The organism is Psychrobacter sp. H25 (assembly GCF_059076335.1).
Window position 1 is genome coordinate 348,140 of record NZ_JCACRV010000001.1, and the last position, 16,702, is coordinate 364,841.

The window sequence follows — 16,702 nt, forward strand, 5'->3', positions numbered from 1 at the left end:
AGACGTATGATTGACTTTGTACAAAATAACATCCCACCATAAAAAAGCGCCTAACTCATCATGAGCTAGGCGCTTTTATCTATCTGATTTGTATGGCTCTGATTCAGCTAAGTGGCTAAATGCTTGGCTCGAAACTAAGGACCTGAAACACGCTCAATCGCGACATTGCCCACACCTTTACTCGTAATACCGAGTTTTTTGGCAGCGCCGTAAGATAAGTCTAATACACGGTTGCCATGGAATGGACCACGATCATTAACTTTTACGACAACGCTTTTGCCATTGGTTTTGTTAGTAACTTTGACATAGCAGTTCAATGGTAGTGAACGATGTGCTGCTGTTAGGGCATTCATATCGAAGGTTTCACCACTGGCTGTTTTGCGACCATGAAACTTACGACCATACCAAGAAGCTAGACCTGTTTGCTTAAACTTGCTCACTGAATTAGAGGCGACAGCTGTCAGACGTTCTAATACGTCTTCATCATTGGTGACCTGTGTCGTATCGCTAGCCAATAGAGAGCTGCTAAGCGCTAATGAGGTGGGCTGACGTGCTGATTTGACCAAACTTGATGCACCATCATGTTGACGGCTAAGCTCACCAAGTACACGATCGATATGGGAGGCGTTATCTTGCGTAATCATTGCAAGGGAGGTTTTGGCTTCCACAGCATTTACATTTGTAGCAACTGCAGATCCAGCAAATAAAACTGCTGACATAGTAAGTAAACCAGATAAACGCTTATTCATAAATACCTCTATAGCTTATACATCAAAACCTAGCTCTAAATTTTTTAGATGGAGAATGATAATGTTAGAGTGAGCTAACTGTAATTTATTCTCTGAAGTCTTTATTAACGTGTCAGTCTATTGACGATTAATGATAAGACCTTTATAGGTTTTCATATATGGTAATGTTCATTTTATGATCATAAGTAACGGTAAAAGCTCTTAATGTTACTTAGGTCATGCTCAAATGATAGTTAGTGATATTTATTAGATAATTATATCTAGCTTTAGAAGTAAATATCACTATACGTCGTATCTACAAAATGTCCGATATGAAAACTTTCCGATAGCGCTAAATTAATGAGTGGTTTAAATATGATTACGTGATGCTTTGTTGTTAAACCGTTAATTAAGTAGTGTATTTGAAAGCCTCAAATCGACAAGATGACAACTATACGGCCGGGCTACAACTCAAATATAATTAAATGCAAAGTTTGTTAGTAGCTATGTACTGGTTATGTATCGAAGTACAGTAAATGAGGTTAACGCAATTTTTTATAAAAAACAAGGAATAAAATATTTTAGCCTTAGTTTATAATCAAATAATGTTGGAAAAATACCTGCTTGCTAACCTATCTTATAAGTAATTAAATAACAACAGCTTATATAGCATACGGAGTCGAATATAGAGTATTCTGAGCACAAATTATGTCCTATTTATTAAAAGTAACAAAATATTAACGACCGTGAAGCTATCAATATACTAGGGCTTTTTGTAGTAGAACACAAAGATGGAATGTACAGAATATAAATGGTTATATGGTAAGCCTGTATGGATATTTCAAGGGTTGAGTGCTGGTTTATACCATATAAGATATTGATTTATAAAGTATTAAATTGATAGCTACCACTGGTTAGCCAGACTTGTGCGTATGAATGGACATGAGCAAACCAAATCCTGCCATCAAAGTCACAATAGCAGTACCACCATAACTAATAAAAGGTAGAGGGACACCAACGACAGGCAAAATACCGCCAACCATACCGACATTAACGAATATGTATACGAAAAAAGACATGGCGATAGCACCTGCTAATAGCCTGCTGTAGACGTCAGGGTGAGTTAGCGCAATATAAAGGGCGCGTGTTAGTAGGCAAGAGTAAATAAACATGAGTAGCATGACGCCCATCAGACCGAACTCTTCAGAGAAGGCAGCGATAATAAAGTCAGTATGTCCCTCTGGTAAAAAATGCAAATGTGACTGTGTGCCTTCCAAGTAGCCTTTTCCCGTAAGACCACCTGAACCAATAGCGGTCTTTGACTGAATGATATTCCATCCGGCGCCTTGTACGTCAGCCTCAGGATTGAGTAGGGTCAATACTCGCGTACGCTGATAATCATGCAATAAAAAATTCCATGCAAACGCAATAAAGGGTATCGCCAAAACAACCGCAGCAGAAATAAGGCGCCAAGATAGCCCCGCTAAGAACAGCACAAAGATACCGCTTGCTGCTACCAATAGTGATGTGCCAAGGTCCGGTTCTTTTGCAATCAATAGTACAGGAACGATAATGAGCGCCAAGGTAATGGCAATACTGGATGCTGAGGGTGGCAGATCACGTTTTGATAAAAACCAAGCACACATCATAGGCATACCAAGTTTCATGAATTCTGAGGGTTGCACACTGCCAAATCCAGGTATTCTAATCCATCGCTGGGCACCCATACGCACCTCACCGATGACATCTACTAGCACCAATAGTATAAGTCCTAGTACATAAAATACAGGCGTGAAGGTGCGATAGAGACTGGGCGGTATCTGAGCCATAATAAACATGACTATGAAAGCCACACCGTAACTCACCATCTGGCGTATGACCATACCCACATCCTGACTGGCCGCGCTATACAAAATCGTCAAGCCAATACAACAAACCGTTAGCAATAACAAGGTCAGCCACGGATCGATATGAATACGCTGCCACAGCGTCGGTGCATGACCCTGACCTAGGTGATGGCTTTGACGTGAAAAACGGTATTGAGGATTAGAAGACATAGGCAGAGTTTGACTAGCAATTAGGTAAGAGGGAGACGTCGTCTAAAATGTCTGATAAGACTGTGGTTTATCTATTTTATTAAAAACTATAGAAAAAACAGTGAGTCGATTTTTAACATCTAGGCAATAAAGTCACATAATTATAAAGATTATGAGGATAAGTGTTAATTACGAATAGCATGCCTCAGATTAGAGGCGATAGTTTAGCCTGCTTGCTGAAAATTTGATAGTATCGATAAAACGTTTTTAGCGGTAGATTCCTGCAATGATAAAATCAAACAACCATAACCGTAGGCAGTTTAGCCAGTCTATTATGGCACTAATTGTCTTTGCAAGCAGTGTCAGTGTACATGCCGCTATTATAAGTGATAATAGTGAGCGCCGTATCGTAGTGCGTCAGAGTAATAGTGACAGTAGTAATGCCTATATCACGCCCTCTAATAATGTTGCCAACCAGCGTCCCGGCGTGACTATGTTGAATGGGACTAAGTCGAATGGGGGAAACTCATCAGGTGGCGATAGTATGCAAAGCTTGATTGCACAAAAGCAGCGTGATTTCAATATTGATGCCAGCATATCTATCGAAGAAAGCAAACGCGTCAGTATCAACCGCCGCCAGCCCATCTACAATACAACCTACAGTAATAATAGCTACAGCACAGCAAGCAATACTTATAATAGCGCTTATAACGACTTTACCAGCATGGATTTCAATGCATGGCTCAATAGTAACAGTTACCGTGCTAGGCAGGTGGCAGAGTACCAAAGCTATCTGAGCTCGCGCTTAGGGGCGCGAAATGTACCGCCATTGTCTCAGTTACTGACCACAGCGCGTAGCTGGCAGAAATGCGGTTATGAGCCCTATCAATTGCCACCGCAAGAGCTGTGGTCGAATATCGTACCGACACTACATCTATATAGCGAATTAAAAAACCAAGGGATATTGCCACCGAGCACTGAGATACGTTCGGTATACCGCAGTCCTGGTCTCAATGACTGTGCAGGCGGTGCAGATGGTAGTAAACATATGAATGCTAGTGCGATAGATGTTTGGGTGCCAGAGTATGAAGATAATCTATGGCGTCTTAGTACTATGCAAGATGGATTATGTCAATTTTGGCAATATCAAGGTCAAGCCTATAACTTCGGTCTAGGGTTGTATTCTACAGGTGCCATCCATCTCGACACAGATGGTTATCGTAAATGGGGCTTCAACCATGCAAGTAGCAGCTCTTCTTGCCGTTACTAGCAAATAATTAGCAGATAAAAACCTAGATTTACATGGTAAAAGTAGATAGAGACGTTATAATATAGCGCTGATAAGTTCTAGGATAAAAGTAGATATAGAACGATAAGCTAGACGCATAAGTTCACTGAAAATTTGTTTGGTATTTATGGTTTATGCTTTAATGATAGTACTTTTCTTACCTATCTTTGTATCCTTGTCGCTCTTCAAGGAAGAAGATTACGTTATCACAAGCAGGGTTTATGACAAAGCAGCGCGCGACACTTAAACAGTACAGTCAGTCAAATAATAAGAACCAAAGCTTTTTTCGTTCAAGATATATGTATGGCGCGTTAGTAGGTACGGCATTTTTATCCGCATTACTTGTTAGTGCCTGCAGCCCACAAACGCATTCTGACAGCCGCTCATCGGTCACAGATAAGAATACAATCAGCCGTAATAATATTGAAAAAAACTCTAAAAATATTGAAGACGGTATTAAAAACTCTTATGCACGTTTGGCATCAAAACGCTCTGATGTCTGTCCAAAGCTAATAGAAGAAGAGCATGGTAGTCAGGTCATTGAGCGTCTTGAAGAAGTGATGGTGAACGACTATTGCGACTATTTTCTATACCCGCGAGATGGTCAAAGTATTTCAGTAGCAACTAACAATCGTCAAATCGAAGCATTACTGATAGTTCCATCGGTACATAATTTCGCTAACGGAGGTTACCAAGTAACCTCTTATGACAAGCACATCATTCGATTGAGCTACAACGGTGCAACCCATAAGCCAAAAGACCTCAGTTATGATGTTGCAATGACCATTTCTGACAAAGCATATTTATAGTAACGTCTACCATGAGCTTTGTAGCACAGTGTTTTAAGTCTTAAAACGTAAGTTATGAGCGGTGTGTTTTGTGTTTCTCATCACTTACGTTATTAATTTGTCTTTATGTATTTTCAGAACAGCTACTTGTTCACTGGTTTATCTTTCCAAGGGTCATCTTGTCCCACAGTTACAATCAAAAAATCATCAGGCTTTAGCGTATCACGCATGGTTTTATTCACTTCTACAAGCGTGACCTGATCAATACGATTGGTATAATCAGCCAAGTAATTGTTCGGCAATTGATAAAAATTCATCATTCCTAACAAGCCGTTAATACCTGCGTTGCTTGCAAAGCCCATTGGAAAACTATTTTTTAAGTTGTCTGTTGTCAAGCGCATCTCATCCTGAGTGACACCTTTTTCTAGTGTCTTATTAATAACTCCTAAGCTTGCATCGATCGCTGCGCGCGCCTTATCGTTGCGCGTCGAAAACCCAATCTGATAAGGGCCTCGTGCTAGCATCGGACTCATTGAACCTGAAATACCATAGGTATAACCCAAGTTTTGTCTAACCTCAGTCATTAATCGCGCATTAAAATCACTACCTGCCATGATCTCATTACCAACTGCAAAATTGGTTTGCTGCTGCTGCGCCACAGCATCGGTTGCACGTTTACTACCCAGTTGACCCATTAGGACAGTGGTTTGGGTACTTGGGAATGGGATGTGTATATGCTGTGCTGTAGTAAGGGGTGTGGGTTCAGGTAATTCTGCTGCGGCCTGTCCTGTAGGCAGCTTCGTAGTGATCTCTTCAGCCAGACGTTTCGCTTGGACTAATGTCAAATTGCCCGTCATAGCGATAGAAGCATTTGCTGTCACTAAATACCGATTTTTGAAGTCTAATAACTGCTGCTTTTGGATGGTAGGCACGCTCTCGAGTGTACCGACCGAGGGGTGCGCATAAGGATGGTTGCCATACAATGCATTATTAAAAGCAATGCTTGCAAGGCTGTTAGGGTCTTGTTTTTGCTGCTGTAAACCAACCAGTAGTCGTGCCTTGTTGCGTGCTAGAACATCATCATTAAACGTAGGTTCACTCACCATCTGCGTCATTAAGTCAACAGCCGGTAGAAGGTGCTCGTCATCAGATAAGCTACGTAGTGAAACAATAAACATGTCTTTGTACGCGCTACTGCTCAAATTGATGCCTAAAGTTTCAACGGCTCGCGTGAATGCGTTTTCATCTAAACTCGTGGTACCTTGCTCAAGCATTGTCGCTGTCATGTTGGCGATGCCAAAACCATCTTTGTTGATGCTACCGTCACGCGCACTACCAGCGTTAAAGCGCAGGTCTATATCGACGATTGGCAAGGCGGTGGTTTTTACGAATTTTACAGGGACGCCAGCCTTAGTTTTAAATTGTTGGATTGTTGGCACGGTGACTTTTAGAGGTTCGGCGTTATCAATACTAGTCAGCTTAGACAGTGCCGCAATAGGCGCACTGGCATCGACGGCAGCAGGTGCGCGGTAATCTTCAGCACCTGTTGTCTCAGCTTGAGCGGTAGTAGTCAATATACCCAAAGCAAGTACGAGGCTGGTGCTAAGATATGACCATTTTTTCAATGAGCTAGCACTTGATATTTTCTGTCTTACTTGAGAGTCATACTTATTCTGAATCATGATGTTCTTCTTATTAAGAATACGTTTTTGTCGTCATTTTTATTAGACGCTTGATGATAGGCAGCCATTACTTTGCTTGGTTTTGCTTTTCTTTGGGTGGCACGATATGCATCACCGTAAGGTTGTTCTTAACCAAGTATTTTTTACTGGCAGCCTGAATGTCATCTACACTGATACTATCGAGTTTGGTTGGTAGCTTGGCAAGCAATCTATCATCTAAACCAATAGACTGTAGCGAGCCTATCATACGTGCCTGTCCCTCCATGCTATCTTGCGCATAAACCAAGCCTGTGACCGTATTGGTCTTAGCACGGCTGATTTCGTCGGCAGCAATGGGATCTGTTTTGAGCTTTTCTATTTCTGACGTTATGGCTTGCTGCGCTTGCTCTAAGCTGACACCTTCACGCGGTGTTGCCTGAATTAAGAATAGTCCATCGCCGCGATCAAGTAAGTCATAAGAAGTACCAACGGTAGTTAGCAGACCTTGCTCACGTATCAGTCGGCTCTCTAAGCGTGCAGATAGACCACCGTCGAGTACGTCTTGAGCAAGGGAGAGGGCATAGGCCTGTTTTTCGTCATTTGCGCCTGCCGTCACCAAACTAGGCACGTTGTAACCCATTAAGAGAACAGGCACTTGGACGGCCTGCTCAGACTCTACTTTTTGATACCCTCGAAAGCCCTTTTGAGTGACAGCATTGCGTTTAGGTACGTCGCTTGGTGCAAGCGTGCCAAAATAGCGTTTGACTTGCGCGAGCACATCTTGTGGTTGTACGTCACCAACGATGACCAAAGTGGCATTGTTGGGTGCATACCATGTCTTGTACCAGTCTGTTAAATCAGAGAGTTTGATTGACTCAAGCTCACTCATCGGTCCAATGACAGACTCACCCTTCGGACTGTCAGGTAGTGCTAGCAGGCGAAATGACTCGTAAGCTTTGGCAAGTGGATTGTCATCAGTACGTTGACGGCGCTCCTCCATAACGACTTGATGCTCTTTGGCAAACTCTTTATCATCGAAAGTCAGATTTTTCATGCGATCTGCTTCAAGCTCTAAAGCCAAAGGCATGCGGTTAGCAGGAAACAGCTCGTAGTACCCCGTATAGTCATAGCTGGTAAAGGCATTGTTGACACCGCCAAATTTGGCAATCAACCGTTCATAATTGTCACTTGATACATCAGTGGTTCCTTTGAACATCATATGCTCAAGCACGTGTGAGATACCTCCCTTATCAGTTGGCTCATCTGCCGAGCCTACTCGATACCAGATTTGTGTCATGGCGACTGGTGCACGGTGGTCTTCTTTTATAACTACTTTTAGACCGTTTTCTAACTGATACTCATGTCGACCTGACATGTCCATTGCCAGTGCAGATGGTGCTGACTCTCTACTTGCGTCTGAAGTAGGTTGCCCTGTACCGATTGCTGCGACTGAGTTAGTAGCAGTAGTTGTAGAGCTAGCAGATATCGTACTGGTCTGACAGGCGGTCAGTGACGCTGCTATCGCCAAGGCACAAGCAATACGTAATGGGCTGATCGGTAGTGGTAAAGGCAATGGCATGGTATGGTCTACTTATATAAAATGATGACTAAAGAGAATGACGACAGTTATAGTAATAATGGATCGTAGTGCTAAGGAGTCATAGTGATAATGGACGTCATAAAGAGGTTTGAGTGCCTACCATGACACTAGCTGTGGGTCTGAACTCTTGCGTGGTGCTGCAGCCTGCCACAGACAATACCGTTGTCGTTAACAAAATAGCCGCACTGATATTGATGATGCTTTTGTAGTGCTTAGATAGTAGAGACATGAGCATTTCCTAATAAAGAGTCGTTGATAGTCTTGGTAGAGTAGGCGAAGTCTATCAAGTTACAAGTCAGAATTTTGTGTCCAAACCTTAAGCAAAACTTTCTAAAATTTTTGAGTGACTTTTAGAGCAGATATATTTTAACGATAGTCTATTATGGTAAGGGCTGAGCACGACTTTAATTATGCTAAAATAGGCTGAAACTCATTGTCACGTCGCTCATAAGCGTATAAAGACATATAAATTTATCTACAATGAACAAATAACTGATAATGATAACTTTTAGGGCAAAATTATGAATAACCCAAACAATAACAACCGCGTAGTCATTAACTTAGATGATGGTCTTGATGACTTAGATGACGATGATATTACCTTACCCAGTCTACCGGTGCAATCGGTGCCCATCGTTGATGATTCTGAGCGCGCAGCTGTACTCGAGGACAGTACGACAATCCAAGACATCTCAAATAACGATGCAGAAGAAAATATTGCTTTGGCCACGCCAATCATTATGACTGAAGAGCATAACGTACCTAAAGGAGATTCTGAAAGCTTTTCGAGTGTCACAGAGACAGATGTTGCAAACAACTCTGATACCGTGTCAACCGTACCCACCATGCCATTGCAAGAGCAGTTGGGAGACACGCCAAGCGTGAGTCCAACTAACAGCAGCAGTATACAAACTGATAGTCCAAAAGAGCCAGTAGAAGAACCAGTAGAGCCGCAAGAGAATAAGAAAAAAGGCAGCTGGTTTAACCGTATGAAAACGGGACTCAGTAAGTCGCGTAAAAACTTGGCCGAAGGCATGGTCAGTATTCTTATCGGTGGTAAAGAGATCGATGATGAGCTGTTAGAAGAGGTCGAAGATCAGTTGCTAGTTGCTGATATTGGGGTCAACGCGACCAACCGTATCATTAAGAGCCTCACCGAGCAGACTGCTCGCGGTGATCTGATCTATGCACACTCGTTATATAAAGCCCTGCAAAGCGAACTGGTTGATATTTTGACGCCTAAAGTTGAGCCGTTGGTCATTGATACCAGCAAAAAACCATTTGTTATTTTAGTGGTTGGCGTTAATGGTGTGGGCAAGACAACAACCATTGGTAAACTTGCCAAGCGCTTACAGGGTGAAGGTAAGTCAGTCATGCTAGCAGCAGGTGATACGTTCCGTGCAGCAGCCACCGAGCAGCTGCAAATTTGGGGTGAGCGTAATGATATCCCAGTCGTAGCGCAAGGGCATGGCTCTGATAGTGCTTCTGTCATCTTTGATGCCATGCAATCTGCCAAAGCCAAAAATATCGATGTCCTTATAGCCGATACAGCTGGTCGTCTACAGAATAAGACACATTTGATGGCAGAATTAGAGAAGGTCGTACGCGTGATGCGTAAGGCTGATCCCAGCGCACCGCATGAAGGTATGATCGTACTCGATGCTGGTACAGGTCAGAACGCCATCAATCAAGTTGAGTTATTCAACAAGGTTGTACCTCTGACGGGTATCACCATTACCAAACTGGACGGCACTGCTAAAGGGGGCGTGGTATTCAATATCGCTGAGACGACAGATGTGCCTATCCGCTACATTGGTGTGGGTGAGTCTATTGATGATTTGCGCGCCTTTAGTCCAAAACAATTTGTCGCCGCTTTGTTTGAGACCGACGATAAAGAATAAGAGAGCCAGTTAATTGGTAAATTATTTTTAAAAGAATAGGGAAGTAGACGCCATGATCGTTACTACTGCAACTGTTGGGTTACATCGATTCACACTGATTGCTCGTGTCAATGAGAATGGTAAGCCTGTGCTCGTTGAAGCCAACTGGCTGCTGGCAGGTAACTCATGGCATAGCTCAAAATCTGTCCCTAAAATCAAAAAGTATTACGGTATGTCAGATGACGATTTCACCTTTATAGATAGTAATAGCCTAAGCATGAGTGAACCTGCTCAAGCGTTGTTAATAGAAACGATATCCCAACTCAAAGATTACGCTGCTGGTAAGCGTAAGACACTGGATTTACCTTTGGATTTTTCTATGGGTACTGAGTTTCAGCAAAGAGTATGGCAGGCACTGCAGGGTATTGAGTATGGCAAAACCATTAGCTATGCCACACTCGCCCAGCGTGTCAACAGTCCAAAGGGATTCCGTGCGGTCGCGCAGGCTAACGGTAAGAATCCTTTTAGTATCATCGTTCCTTGTCATCGTGTCATTGCGAGCGATGGCAAGCTTGGTGGCTATACAGGCGGGCTGGATAAAAAGGAATATTTGCTAGCGCTTGAAAATGCATGGTATAAAAAGTAGTTTTATTTATTTTTTCCATAGAAAAAAGGGCCAAACACATCAGTATTTGGCCCTTTTTTTAGACTGCTAATCAGATTATGCCTCAAGCTGCGCCATGACATCAGCAGAGAAATTCACGTTAGTATAAACTTCTTGCACATCATCGGCATCTTCTAACATATCAATCATTTTTATGATCTTTTCAGCATCATCGACATTATCGATCTCAGCCGTGGTAGATGGCGACATAGTCACCTCAGCATTATCAGAAACAAGACCAGCCGCATTTAGAGCATCTTGGACTTTACCGAAACTTTCCCATTCAGTAATGACAAGCAAACTCTCGCCATCGTTTTCGATATCAACGGCGCCAGCATCTAGTGCTACTAACATCACCTCATCCTCTAAGCTTACATCATTGAAAGTGATCTCACCGCGTTTGGTAAACAGGTAAGCCACTGAGCCTGATGTACCAAGATTGCCATCACATTTGGTAAAAGCGTGACGGACTTCACTTACCGTACGATTGAGGTTGTCAGTCATGGTCTCGACAAGTACCGCCACACCGCCAACACCGTAGCCTTCGTAGCTGACTTCTTCCATATTTTCGTTATCGCCGCCGCCTGTACCACGGTCGACAGCACGGTTGATCGTGTCACGAGTCATGTTGACCGATAGGGCTTTTTCGATAACGGCACGCAAGCGTGGGTTTTTATCAGGATCAGGATCACCTTGTTTGGCTGCTGAGACGATTTCACGGATAACTTTGGTAAATATCTTGCCTCTTACTGCATCCTGACGGGCTTTGCGGTGTTTAATATTTGCCCATTTTGAATGGCCTGCCATATAACATCCTTAGATTCTACGTATTATTTTTTGTGGGTAAAAAGAATTATAGTTGCACTCTTTAGTATGTGATTGTCTGATTCCATACTATCATTACTTTGTCTGCTTGAGGTAGTAGCGCTACTAGCACGTTAACGATTTGTATGTTGTTAAAGGTGCTTTTTTGCTACACTGTGGCAACTTATAGATTGTACTCACTATGATAAGTGAGCGATATTATAAACCAGTTTTAGCCGTCTTGACCAACTTGCCCTTATCCATCACATTTTAAATCATTGAGTGCTATCAAGCCATTGATTTTATAAAGTACTGATTCTATGAAGCAACCCACTGCCGAAGCTCTGACACACTTGCGTAACCGCATACACATCATCATCGAAGGGACAGATACCCGCTCGGGTAAGCTTTTTGATATTGTTTTGCTGATTGCGATTTTGGCCAGTGTTGCTGTTGTCATGCTTGATAGTGTGCTGTATATGCGCTTGCAATATGGCACCTTGTTTTTTTATGCGGAGTGGTTTTTTACTATTCTGTTTACCATTGAGTATGTGCTAAGACTGTTCTCAGCACCCAACCGCTTACGCTATGCGTTTAGTTTCTTTGGTATAGTGGATTTACTGTCTGTATTGCCGAGTTATTTGAGTTTGATGTTTGTGGGCGTACAGTATCTACTGGTGATACGAGTATTGCGTATTTTACGTATATTCCGTGTACTCAAGCTCAAAGCATACATGCAACAGGCTGGTTTTTTGGCCTCTGCACTAAGGACCAGTCAACAGAAAATTACGGTATTTTTCTTATCACTTGTACTGCTTGTGACTATCTTTGGTTCCATTATTTACGTGGTAGAAGGGCCTGAGAATGGGTTCACCAGTATCCCACTGTCTATCTACTGGGCAGTCGTCACGATGACGACAGTTGGGTATGGTGATATGTCGCCCAAGACACCGCTAGGGCAGGCAATCGCAACCATGGTCATGATCACAGGTTATTCGATTATTGCGGTACCGACAGGTATCTTTACCTCTGAGCTTGCTCGTAATATGCGTCCACAGCTCAATCCAGTGACTTGCCCCAACTGCGGTAAATTTGGACATGCCGTAGGCGCAGACTTTTGCGATCGCTGTGGTCATGCGTTACATATTTAGTGAGCAATTTTGTAGCCAGTAACCAGTGTGGTAGCGCCCGTTAAGCTGATTCATTAGGCTTCAATGTATTCGTCAACGAGTGGTGATAGGTCGATTTCGACATCTAGATTGACCAAGTTCCAATACTGTCCTGATATGGTACGATCCAACATCATCGTTGTGGCGGAAGGCTGAAACTGTCCAAAGTATTTCAATGACGTGCGCATTTGGGCAATAGCATCATGATGTATCTGACTGCTGCCAAAATCAAAGGCACCTTCTTGATAAGGGCTAATGGATAAAGGTTTTAGGCCAATCGATAGCCATTTTTCATAGAACTCACCGGGGATGTTTTTGTCATCTTCACGGCGAATATCTAGAGCGACAAGGTCTTGCTCGAGTGCGGTCACATCGCCTTTGATAGCATGTCTTGCGAAACGACGGAACAGTTGGACTTCGCTATCGCTATAGCTACGAATACCGCCAAAATCATAGGCAACTACGCTACCGTCATGACGAAAGGCGAAGTTACCTGGATGTGGGTCACAATGCATGCGGTACAAGCCAAATAGCTGTCCTGCGGTAAAGTGAAACAAACGCTCGGCTATTTTTTGTTTTATATCATTGTCCCACGTTGCGGCAACCGTCAGTGTTTCTCCCATCTCTTCTGTCAAAGTCAAAATCCGTCTGGAAGAATGGCTACTGATAACCTTAGGAATGATAAGTCCTTCATCGTCTGCATGAAAAGCACCAAACACACGTAAGTTATGTGCTTCCTTAACGTAGTCAAGCTCATCGTGTAGGCTTTGGCGAATCTCATTAAAAAGCTGCTCTTGTAATTGCTTGCTCATATTGAGTACGCCGGCAATTTTTAGCGCCATGCGAACTTGTTTGAGATCACTATCACAGTTTTCATCAACATCAGGATACTGGACTTTGACCACCACTCTTTGACCAGAGCTCAAAACGGCCTTATGCACTTGTCCGATAGATGCTGCGGCAAATGGCGTCTCGTCAAACTCACTGAATAACTCTGGCATAGGCGCGTTGAGTTCACGTTCGACTTGCGCACGTATCTGCGCATAGGGCATTGGCGGGGCATCTTTTTGGAGCTTTTCTAGAGCAGTGGCAACCTCAGGTGGAAACACATCTTTGTATTGTGAGGCAATCTGTCCTACTTTCATCACCGCACCTTTCATCTCACCTAAAGTTTCGGCAATCTGAACACCCACATCTTGCATCAAGTCTGAACGAGCTTGCAGTCGCTTTTCTTCATCGCTTGAGAGGTGCTTAAATGAGTTTTTAGCGGCTTTACCGGCGATGCTTGCTGTCATACCAGCGAGTTTCATAAAGCGCTTTCCGGACGTTTTTGCCATTCATATCACCATATAGTGGGTTGTGTGCTCAGCTGTAATTCTATTATTTTCATCAGACAATTACTGTTTGACTACTGTGTGAAAGATAAGAAGAGATTGACAGTATACATAAAGAGATCGATAAACAACGAGCAGCACATTAAGTGTTTATCTGATCTGCATAAATAGTGCGTAGCCAATAGTCGAGTGCCATCTCATAGCCCATATGACCCAAACCACAAATCACACCCACAGCAACATCACTCAGATAAGAATGATGCCTAAAAGGCTCACGCGCATGCACGTTTGACAAATGCACTTCTATAAATGGTTTTTGTGTGGCCAATAGCGCATCACGTATGGCTACAGAAGTGTGGGTAAATGCAGCAGGATTGATAATCACTGCATCGACTTGGTCAGTTTTGTCTGTGAGTAAGCCATGATGTTGGATCTGATCCACCAGATCGCCTTCATGATTTGACTGTATGCACACCAGCGTAACACCATATTTGGCTGCCCGCTCAACCAGGCGTTGCTCGATATCTGCTAATGTCATATAACCATAAATCTCAGGTTCACGCTTGCCCAGTAAGTTTAAATTGACACCATTAACCAATAGCAGTCTACGGGTAAGTGTCTGGTTAGTATCTTGGTAAGCCGTTTTTTGAGATTTAAGAGATGAAGAGGAGGACGTCATAATACTCTCTGTCGCTATTGAAAAATGTGAATGATCTATTGCAATGGGAAAGTTTCTACGTAATAAGCTTGTATAAGCTGATTGACGCTATCCATTTATCATAACAGCTTGCTGAACGGGTTATAAAAAAATTATATAAAAAATTAAATTAGGTATTAAAAAGCGTGTTAAAAGTCTTTATGTTGCTAAAAACCCGTGCTATGATATTTTTTATGCAATAAACATTGCAAGTTTGTTACAGTCGTGAGTACAAAGGATAGGTTGTTCAAAAAAACTGTTTTTTGTACAAGCAATACAAAGATGACTGTAGTGAGAGCAGTACTCTTAAGTTTTTGATTTCATAATCTTAGACCCCGTTTATATGCAATGTTGCAAAGGAATTTGGGGCTAAGCGGACTTTTTTAGGAAGTAATATTATGTCAGCTCGTGAGCAAGGTATCGTTAAGTGGTTTAATGACTCAAAAGGCTTTGGTTTCATTCAACGTGACAGCGGAGAAGATATTTTTGTCCATTTCCGCGCGATTCAGGGTGATGGTTATCGTTCTTTGAAGGATGGCGAAAAAGTTGAGTTCAGTGTGGTAGAAGGTGATAAAGGCCTTCAAGCTGAAGAAGTCAGAAAGTTAGAAGAGTAATCTATTCAGACATTTAAACGGTTTAGTTATAAGGTCTGTACGAACTACTGATATACTACTGAGTCAAGCCCATCTTGTCTTACCATGTTGAGTTAACGGCAGCATATTTGGTAGGTCAGGTGTCGGGCTTGGCTTTTTTTGTGCCTATATGTCTGACAGTTATTTATAGAGACAACGTGGCTATCATTACTGGTCACGCTTGTAGCAGCATAGAGATTTATCGTGAGCTGACTTGTGATTGGTGAGATACAATCAATAAATTTAAAAGGATATTTTTTTGAGTAATTTTACAACGTTCACTGATTTGCCGCTTTCAACCGCGACTTTGCGTGCAGTAAGTGATTTGGGTTTTACGGAACTAACCCCTATCCAAGCAAAAATCCTACCGCATACACTAGCAAATCAAGACGCTATCGGACAGGCGCAGACGGGTACAGGTAAGACAGCAACATTTCTGCTGACCATTATGGAGGCGTTACTCAAGCGTCCCTTTACTACCGATGAAGAGCGCTATTTGGGTGAGCCACGTGCAGTGGTTATGGCGCCGACACGTGAGCTTGCTCAGCAAATATTTGATGACTGTATAGCATTGACCAAGTACACGTCACTGCATAGTGTTTGTATTATGGGCGGTACGAACTACGAAACTCAGCAGCATGAGCTTGAGCGTCAATACGTTGATATTTTGGTAGCAACGCCAGGTCGTCTGATTGATCTTGCCAATAAAGGCATGGTCTATCTTGACCGAGTAGAGGTGTTGGTACTAGATGAAGCAGACCGTATGCTAGATATGGGTTTTATTCCTGATATCAAACGCCTAGTAGGCCGTATGCCGGCTAATACTGATCGTCAAAGCTTACTGTTTTCTGCCACTTTTAACCAAGATGTCATGAACTTAGCCTATCGCTGGTTACATGAGCCACAGTTCGTTGAAATCGAACCAGAGCACAAGACCAGCGAGTTGGTTGATCAGCATTTTTACTTATTGACAGAAGATCAGAAGTTAGAAGCCCTAAAGCGTATTATCAGCGATAAAACTGTTGAAAAAGTCATTGTGTTTGCCAATCGTAAAGACCAAGTTAAGCGTCTTTATCACAAACTGCGTCAAGACCATAAGATTGTTATGTTGTCAGGTGATGTGATTCAGCAAAAACGTGAGAAATATTTGCAGCGTTTTAAGGATGGTCATGCTTCCATTCTAGTAGCAACGGATGTTGCAGGGCGCGGTATACATGTTGATGATGTCAGTCACGTGGTCAACTATACCTTACCTGATCAGCCAGATGATTACGTGCATCGTATTGGTCGTACTGGCCGTGCTGGACAAACTGGTATTAGTATCAGCTTTGTTAGCGAAGATGATGCGTTTAACATACCAGCACTAGAGAAGCATTTAGAGACTAAATTTTCGCTTGAACAGTGGCAAGAATAGTTGCTAT

Annotated in this window: 15 protein-coding genes; 7 read left to right on the forward strand and 8 right to left on the reverse strand. The window is 42.7% G+C overall.

Features of this window, described 5'->3' with window-relative positions; genetic code table 11:
- Nucleotides 1-134 precede the first annotated feature (134 nt).
- Together AC5JPO_RS01405 and rodA are read right to left on the reverse strand one after the other, a co-directional pair.
- On the reverse strand, nt 135-749 hold the full coding sequence (locus tag AC5JPO_RS01405) for a septal ring lytic transglycosylase RlpA family protein (RefSeq protein ID WP_319051564.1): 615 nt from the start codon (nt 747-749) through the stop codon (nt 135-137).
- 893 nt (nt 750-1,642) lie between these two features.
- Nucleotides 1,643-2,785, reverse strand: coding sequence for a rod shape-determining protein RodA (gene rodA, locus AC5JPO_RS01410; RefSeq protein ID WP_493843048.1), 1,143 nt, complete (start codon nt 2,783-2,785; stop codon nt 1,643-1,645).
- Between the two features lie 265 nt (nt 2,786-3,050).
- Between rodA and AC5JPO_RS01415 the strand changes: the two genes are divergently transcribed.
- Entirely contained in the window at nt 3,051-4,034 is a 984-nt protein-coding gene (locus tag AC5JPO_RS01415; protein ID WP_493853097.1) for a D-Ala-D-Ala carboxypeptidase family metallohydrolase, read from the forward strand.
- A 239-nt stretch (nt 4,035-4,273) separates the two neighbouring features.
- Nucleotides 4,274-4,861 (forward strand): hypothetical protein, encoded by a 588-nt coding sequence (locus AC5JPO_RS01420; RefSeq protein ID WP_319051567.1) that lies wholly within the window; start codon nt 4,274-4,276, stop codon nt 4,859-4,861.
- Nucleotides 4,862-4,983: 122 nt separating this feature from the next.
- On the opposite strand, the gene AC5JPO_RS01425 is transcribed toward AC5JPO_RS01420, so the two are convergent.
- The 3 genes from AC5JPO_RS01425 to AC5JPO_RS01435 all read right to left on the reverse strand — a co-directional run bounded on the left by AC5JPO_RS01425 (nt 4,984) and on the right by AC5JPO_RS01435 (nt 8,330).
- Nucleotides 4,984-6,522 (reverse strand): M16 family metallopeptidase, encoded by a 1,539-nt coding sequence (locus tag AC5JPO_RS01425; protein WP_319051568.1) that lies wholly within the window; start codon nt 6,520-6,522, stop codon nt 4,984-4,986.
- 67 nt (nt 6,523-6,589) lie between these two features.
- Nucleotides 6,590-8,080 (reverse strand): M16 family metallopeptidase, encoded by a 1,491-nt coding sequence (locus tag AC5JPO_RS01430; RefSeq protein WP_319051569.1) that lies wholly within the window; start codon nt 8,078-8,080, stop codon nt 6,590-6,592.
- 97 nt (nt 8,081-8,177) lie between these two features.
- On the reverse strand, nt 8,178-8,330 hold the full coding sequence (locus AC5JPO_RS01435) for a hypothetical protein (protein ID WP_319051570.1): 153 nt from the start codon (nt 8,328-8,330) through the stop codon (nt 8,178-8,180).
- Nucleotides 8,331-9,090: 760 nt separating this feature from the next.
- Here AC5JPO_RS01435 and ftsY point away from each other — a divergent pair.
- Together ftsY and AC5JPO_RS01445 are read left to right on the forward strand one after the other, a co-directional pair.
- Nucleotides 9,091-10,002 (forward strand): signal recognition particle-docking protein FtsY, encoded by a 912-nt coding sequence (gene ftsY, locus AC5JPO_RS01440; RefSeq protein WP_319051979.1) that lies wholly within the window; start codon nt 9,091-9,093, stop codon nt 10,000-10,002.
- 52 nt (nt 10,003-10,054) lie between these two features.
- Nucleotides 10,055-10,627: a methylated-DNA--[protein]-cysteine S-methyltransferase gene (locus AC5JPO_RS01445; RefSeq protein ID WP_493843053.1), complete on the forward strand. Its 573-nt coding sequence runs from the start codon at nt 10,055-10,057 to the stop codon at nt 10,625-10,627.
- Nucleotides 10,628-10,702: 75 nt separating this feature from the next.
- Here AC5JPO_RS01445 and AC5JPO_RS01450 read toward each other — a convergent pair whose 3' ends face one another.
- A complete protein-coding gene (locus AC5JPO_RS01450; protein ID WP_493843054.1) occupies nt 10,703-11,452 on the reverse strand; it encodes a YebC/PmpR family DNA-binding transcriptional regulator in 750 nt (249 codons plus the stop codon).
- Nucleotides 11,453-11,769: 317 nt separating this feature from the next.
- Between AC5JPO_RS01450 and AC5JPO_RS01455 the strand changes: the two genes are divergently transcribed.
- A complete protein-coding gene (locus tag AC5JPO_RS01455) occupies nt 11,770-12,600 on the forward strand; it encodes an ion transporter (protein ID WP_319051928.1) in 831 nt (276 codons plus the stop codon).
- A gap of 53 nt (nt 12,601-12,653) precedes the next feature.
- On the opposite strand, the gene AC5JPO_RS01460 is transcribed toward AC5JPO_RS01455, so the two are convergent.
- Both AC5JPO_RS01460 and aroQ read right to left on the reverse strand, forming a co-directional pair.
- On the reverse strand, nt 12,654-13,955 hold the full coding sequence (locus AC5JPO_RS01460) for an ABC1 kinase family protein (RefSeq protein ID WP_493843055.1): 1,302 nt from the start codon (nt 13,953-13,955) through the stop codon (nt 12,654-12,656).
- A gap of 139 nt (nt 13,956-14,094) precedes the next feature.
- Nucleotides 14,095-14,631 carry a type II 3-dehydroquinate dehydratase gene (aroQ, locus tag AC5JPO_RS01465; RefSeq protein ID WP_493843056.1) on the reverse strand — a complete coding sequence of 179 codons (537 nt, stop codon included), beginning with the start codon at nt 14,629-14,631 and terminating at the stop codon, nt 14,095-14,097.
- Nucleotides 14,632-15,047: 416 nt separating this feature from the next.
- On the opposite strand from aroQ, the gene AC5JPO_RS01470 reads away from it, so the two are divergent.
- Nucleotides 15,048-15,263 carry a cold-shock protein gene (locus AC5JPO_RS01470; RefSeq protein WP_319051931.1) on the forward strand — a complete coding sequence of 72 codons (216 nt, stop codon included), beginning with the start codon at nt 15,048-15,050 and terminating at the stop codon, nt 15,261-15,263.
- 277 nt (nt 15,264-15,540) lie between these two features.
- Nucleotides 15,541-16,695: a DEAD/DEAH box helicase gene (locus tag AC5JPO_RS01475; protein ID WP_443527150.1), complete on the forward strand. Its 1,155-nt coding sequence runs from the start codon at nt 15,541-15,543 to the stop codon at nt 16,693-16,695.
- Nucleotides 16,696-16,702 lie beyond the last annotated feature (7 nt).

Bases quoted from the DNA above. Each gene is read 5' to 3' on its own strand.
- AC5JPO_RS01405 (WP_319051564.1), bottom strand. From the start codon at position 749: ATGAATAAGCGTTTATCTGGTTTACTTACTATGTCAGCAGTTTTATTT.
- rodA (WP_493843048.1), bottom strand. From the start codon at position 2,785: ATGTCTTCTAATCCTCAATACCGTTTTTCACGTCAAAGCCATCACCTA.
- AC5JPO_RS01415 (WP_493853097.1), top strand. From the start codon at position 3,051: ATGATAAAATCAAACAACCATAACCGTAGGCAGTTTAGCCAGTCTATT.
- AC5JPO_RS01420 (WP_319051567.1), top strand. From the start codon at position 4,274: ATGACAAAGCAGCGCGCGACACTTAAACAGTACAGTCAGTCAAATAAT.
- AC5JPO_RS01425 (WP_319051568.1), bottom strand. From the start codon at position 6,522: ATGATTCAGAATAAGTATGACTCTCAAGTAAGACAGAAAATATCAAGT.
- AC5JPO_RS01430 (WP_319051569.1), bottom strand. From the start codon at position 8,080: ATGCCATTGCCTTTACCACTACCGATCAGCCCATTACGTATTGCTTGT.
- AC5JPO_RS01435 (WP_319051570.1), bottom strand. From the start codon at position 8,330: ATGTCTCTACTATCTAAGCACTACAAAAGCATCATCAATATCAGTGCG.
- ftsY (WP_319051979.1), top strand. From the start codon at position 9,091: ATGAAAACGGGACTCAGTAAGTCGCGTAAAAACTTGGCCGAAGGCATG.
- AC5JPO_RS01445 (WP_493843053.1), top strand. From the start codon at position 10,055: ATGATCGTTACTACTGCAACTGTTGGGTTACATCGATTCACACTGATT.
- AC5JPO_RS01450 (WP_493843054.1), bottom strand. From the start codon at position 11,452: ATGGCAGGCCATTCAAAATGGGCAAATATTAAACACCGCAAAGCCCGT.
- AC5JPO_RS01455 (WP_319051928.1), top strand. From the start codon at position 11,770: ATGAAGCAACCCACTGCCGAAGCTCTGACACACTTGCGTAACCGCATA.
- AC5JPO_RS01460 (WP_493843055.1), bottom strand. From the start codon at position 13,955: ATGGCAAAAACGTCCGGAAAGCGCTTTATGAAACTCGCTGGTATGACA.
- aroQ (WP_493843056.1), bottom strand. From the start codon at position 14,631: ATGACGTCCTCCTCTTCATCTCTTAAATCTCAAAAAACGGCTTACCAA.
- AC5JPO_RS01470 (WP_319051931.1), top strand. From the start codon at position 15,048: ATGTCAGCTCGTGAGCAAGGTATCGTTAAGTGGTTTAATGACTCAAAA.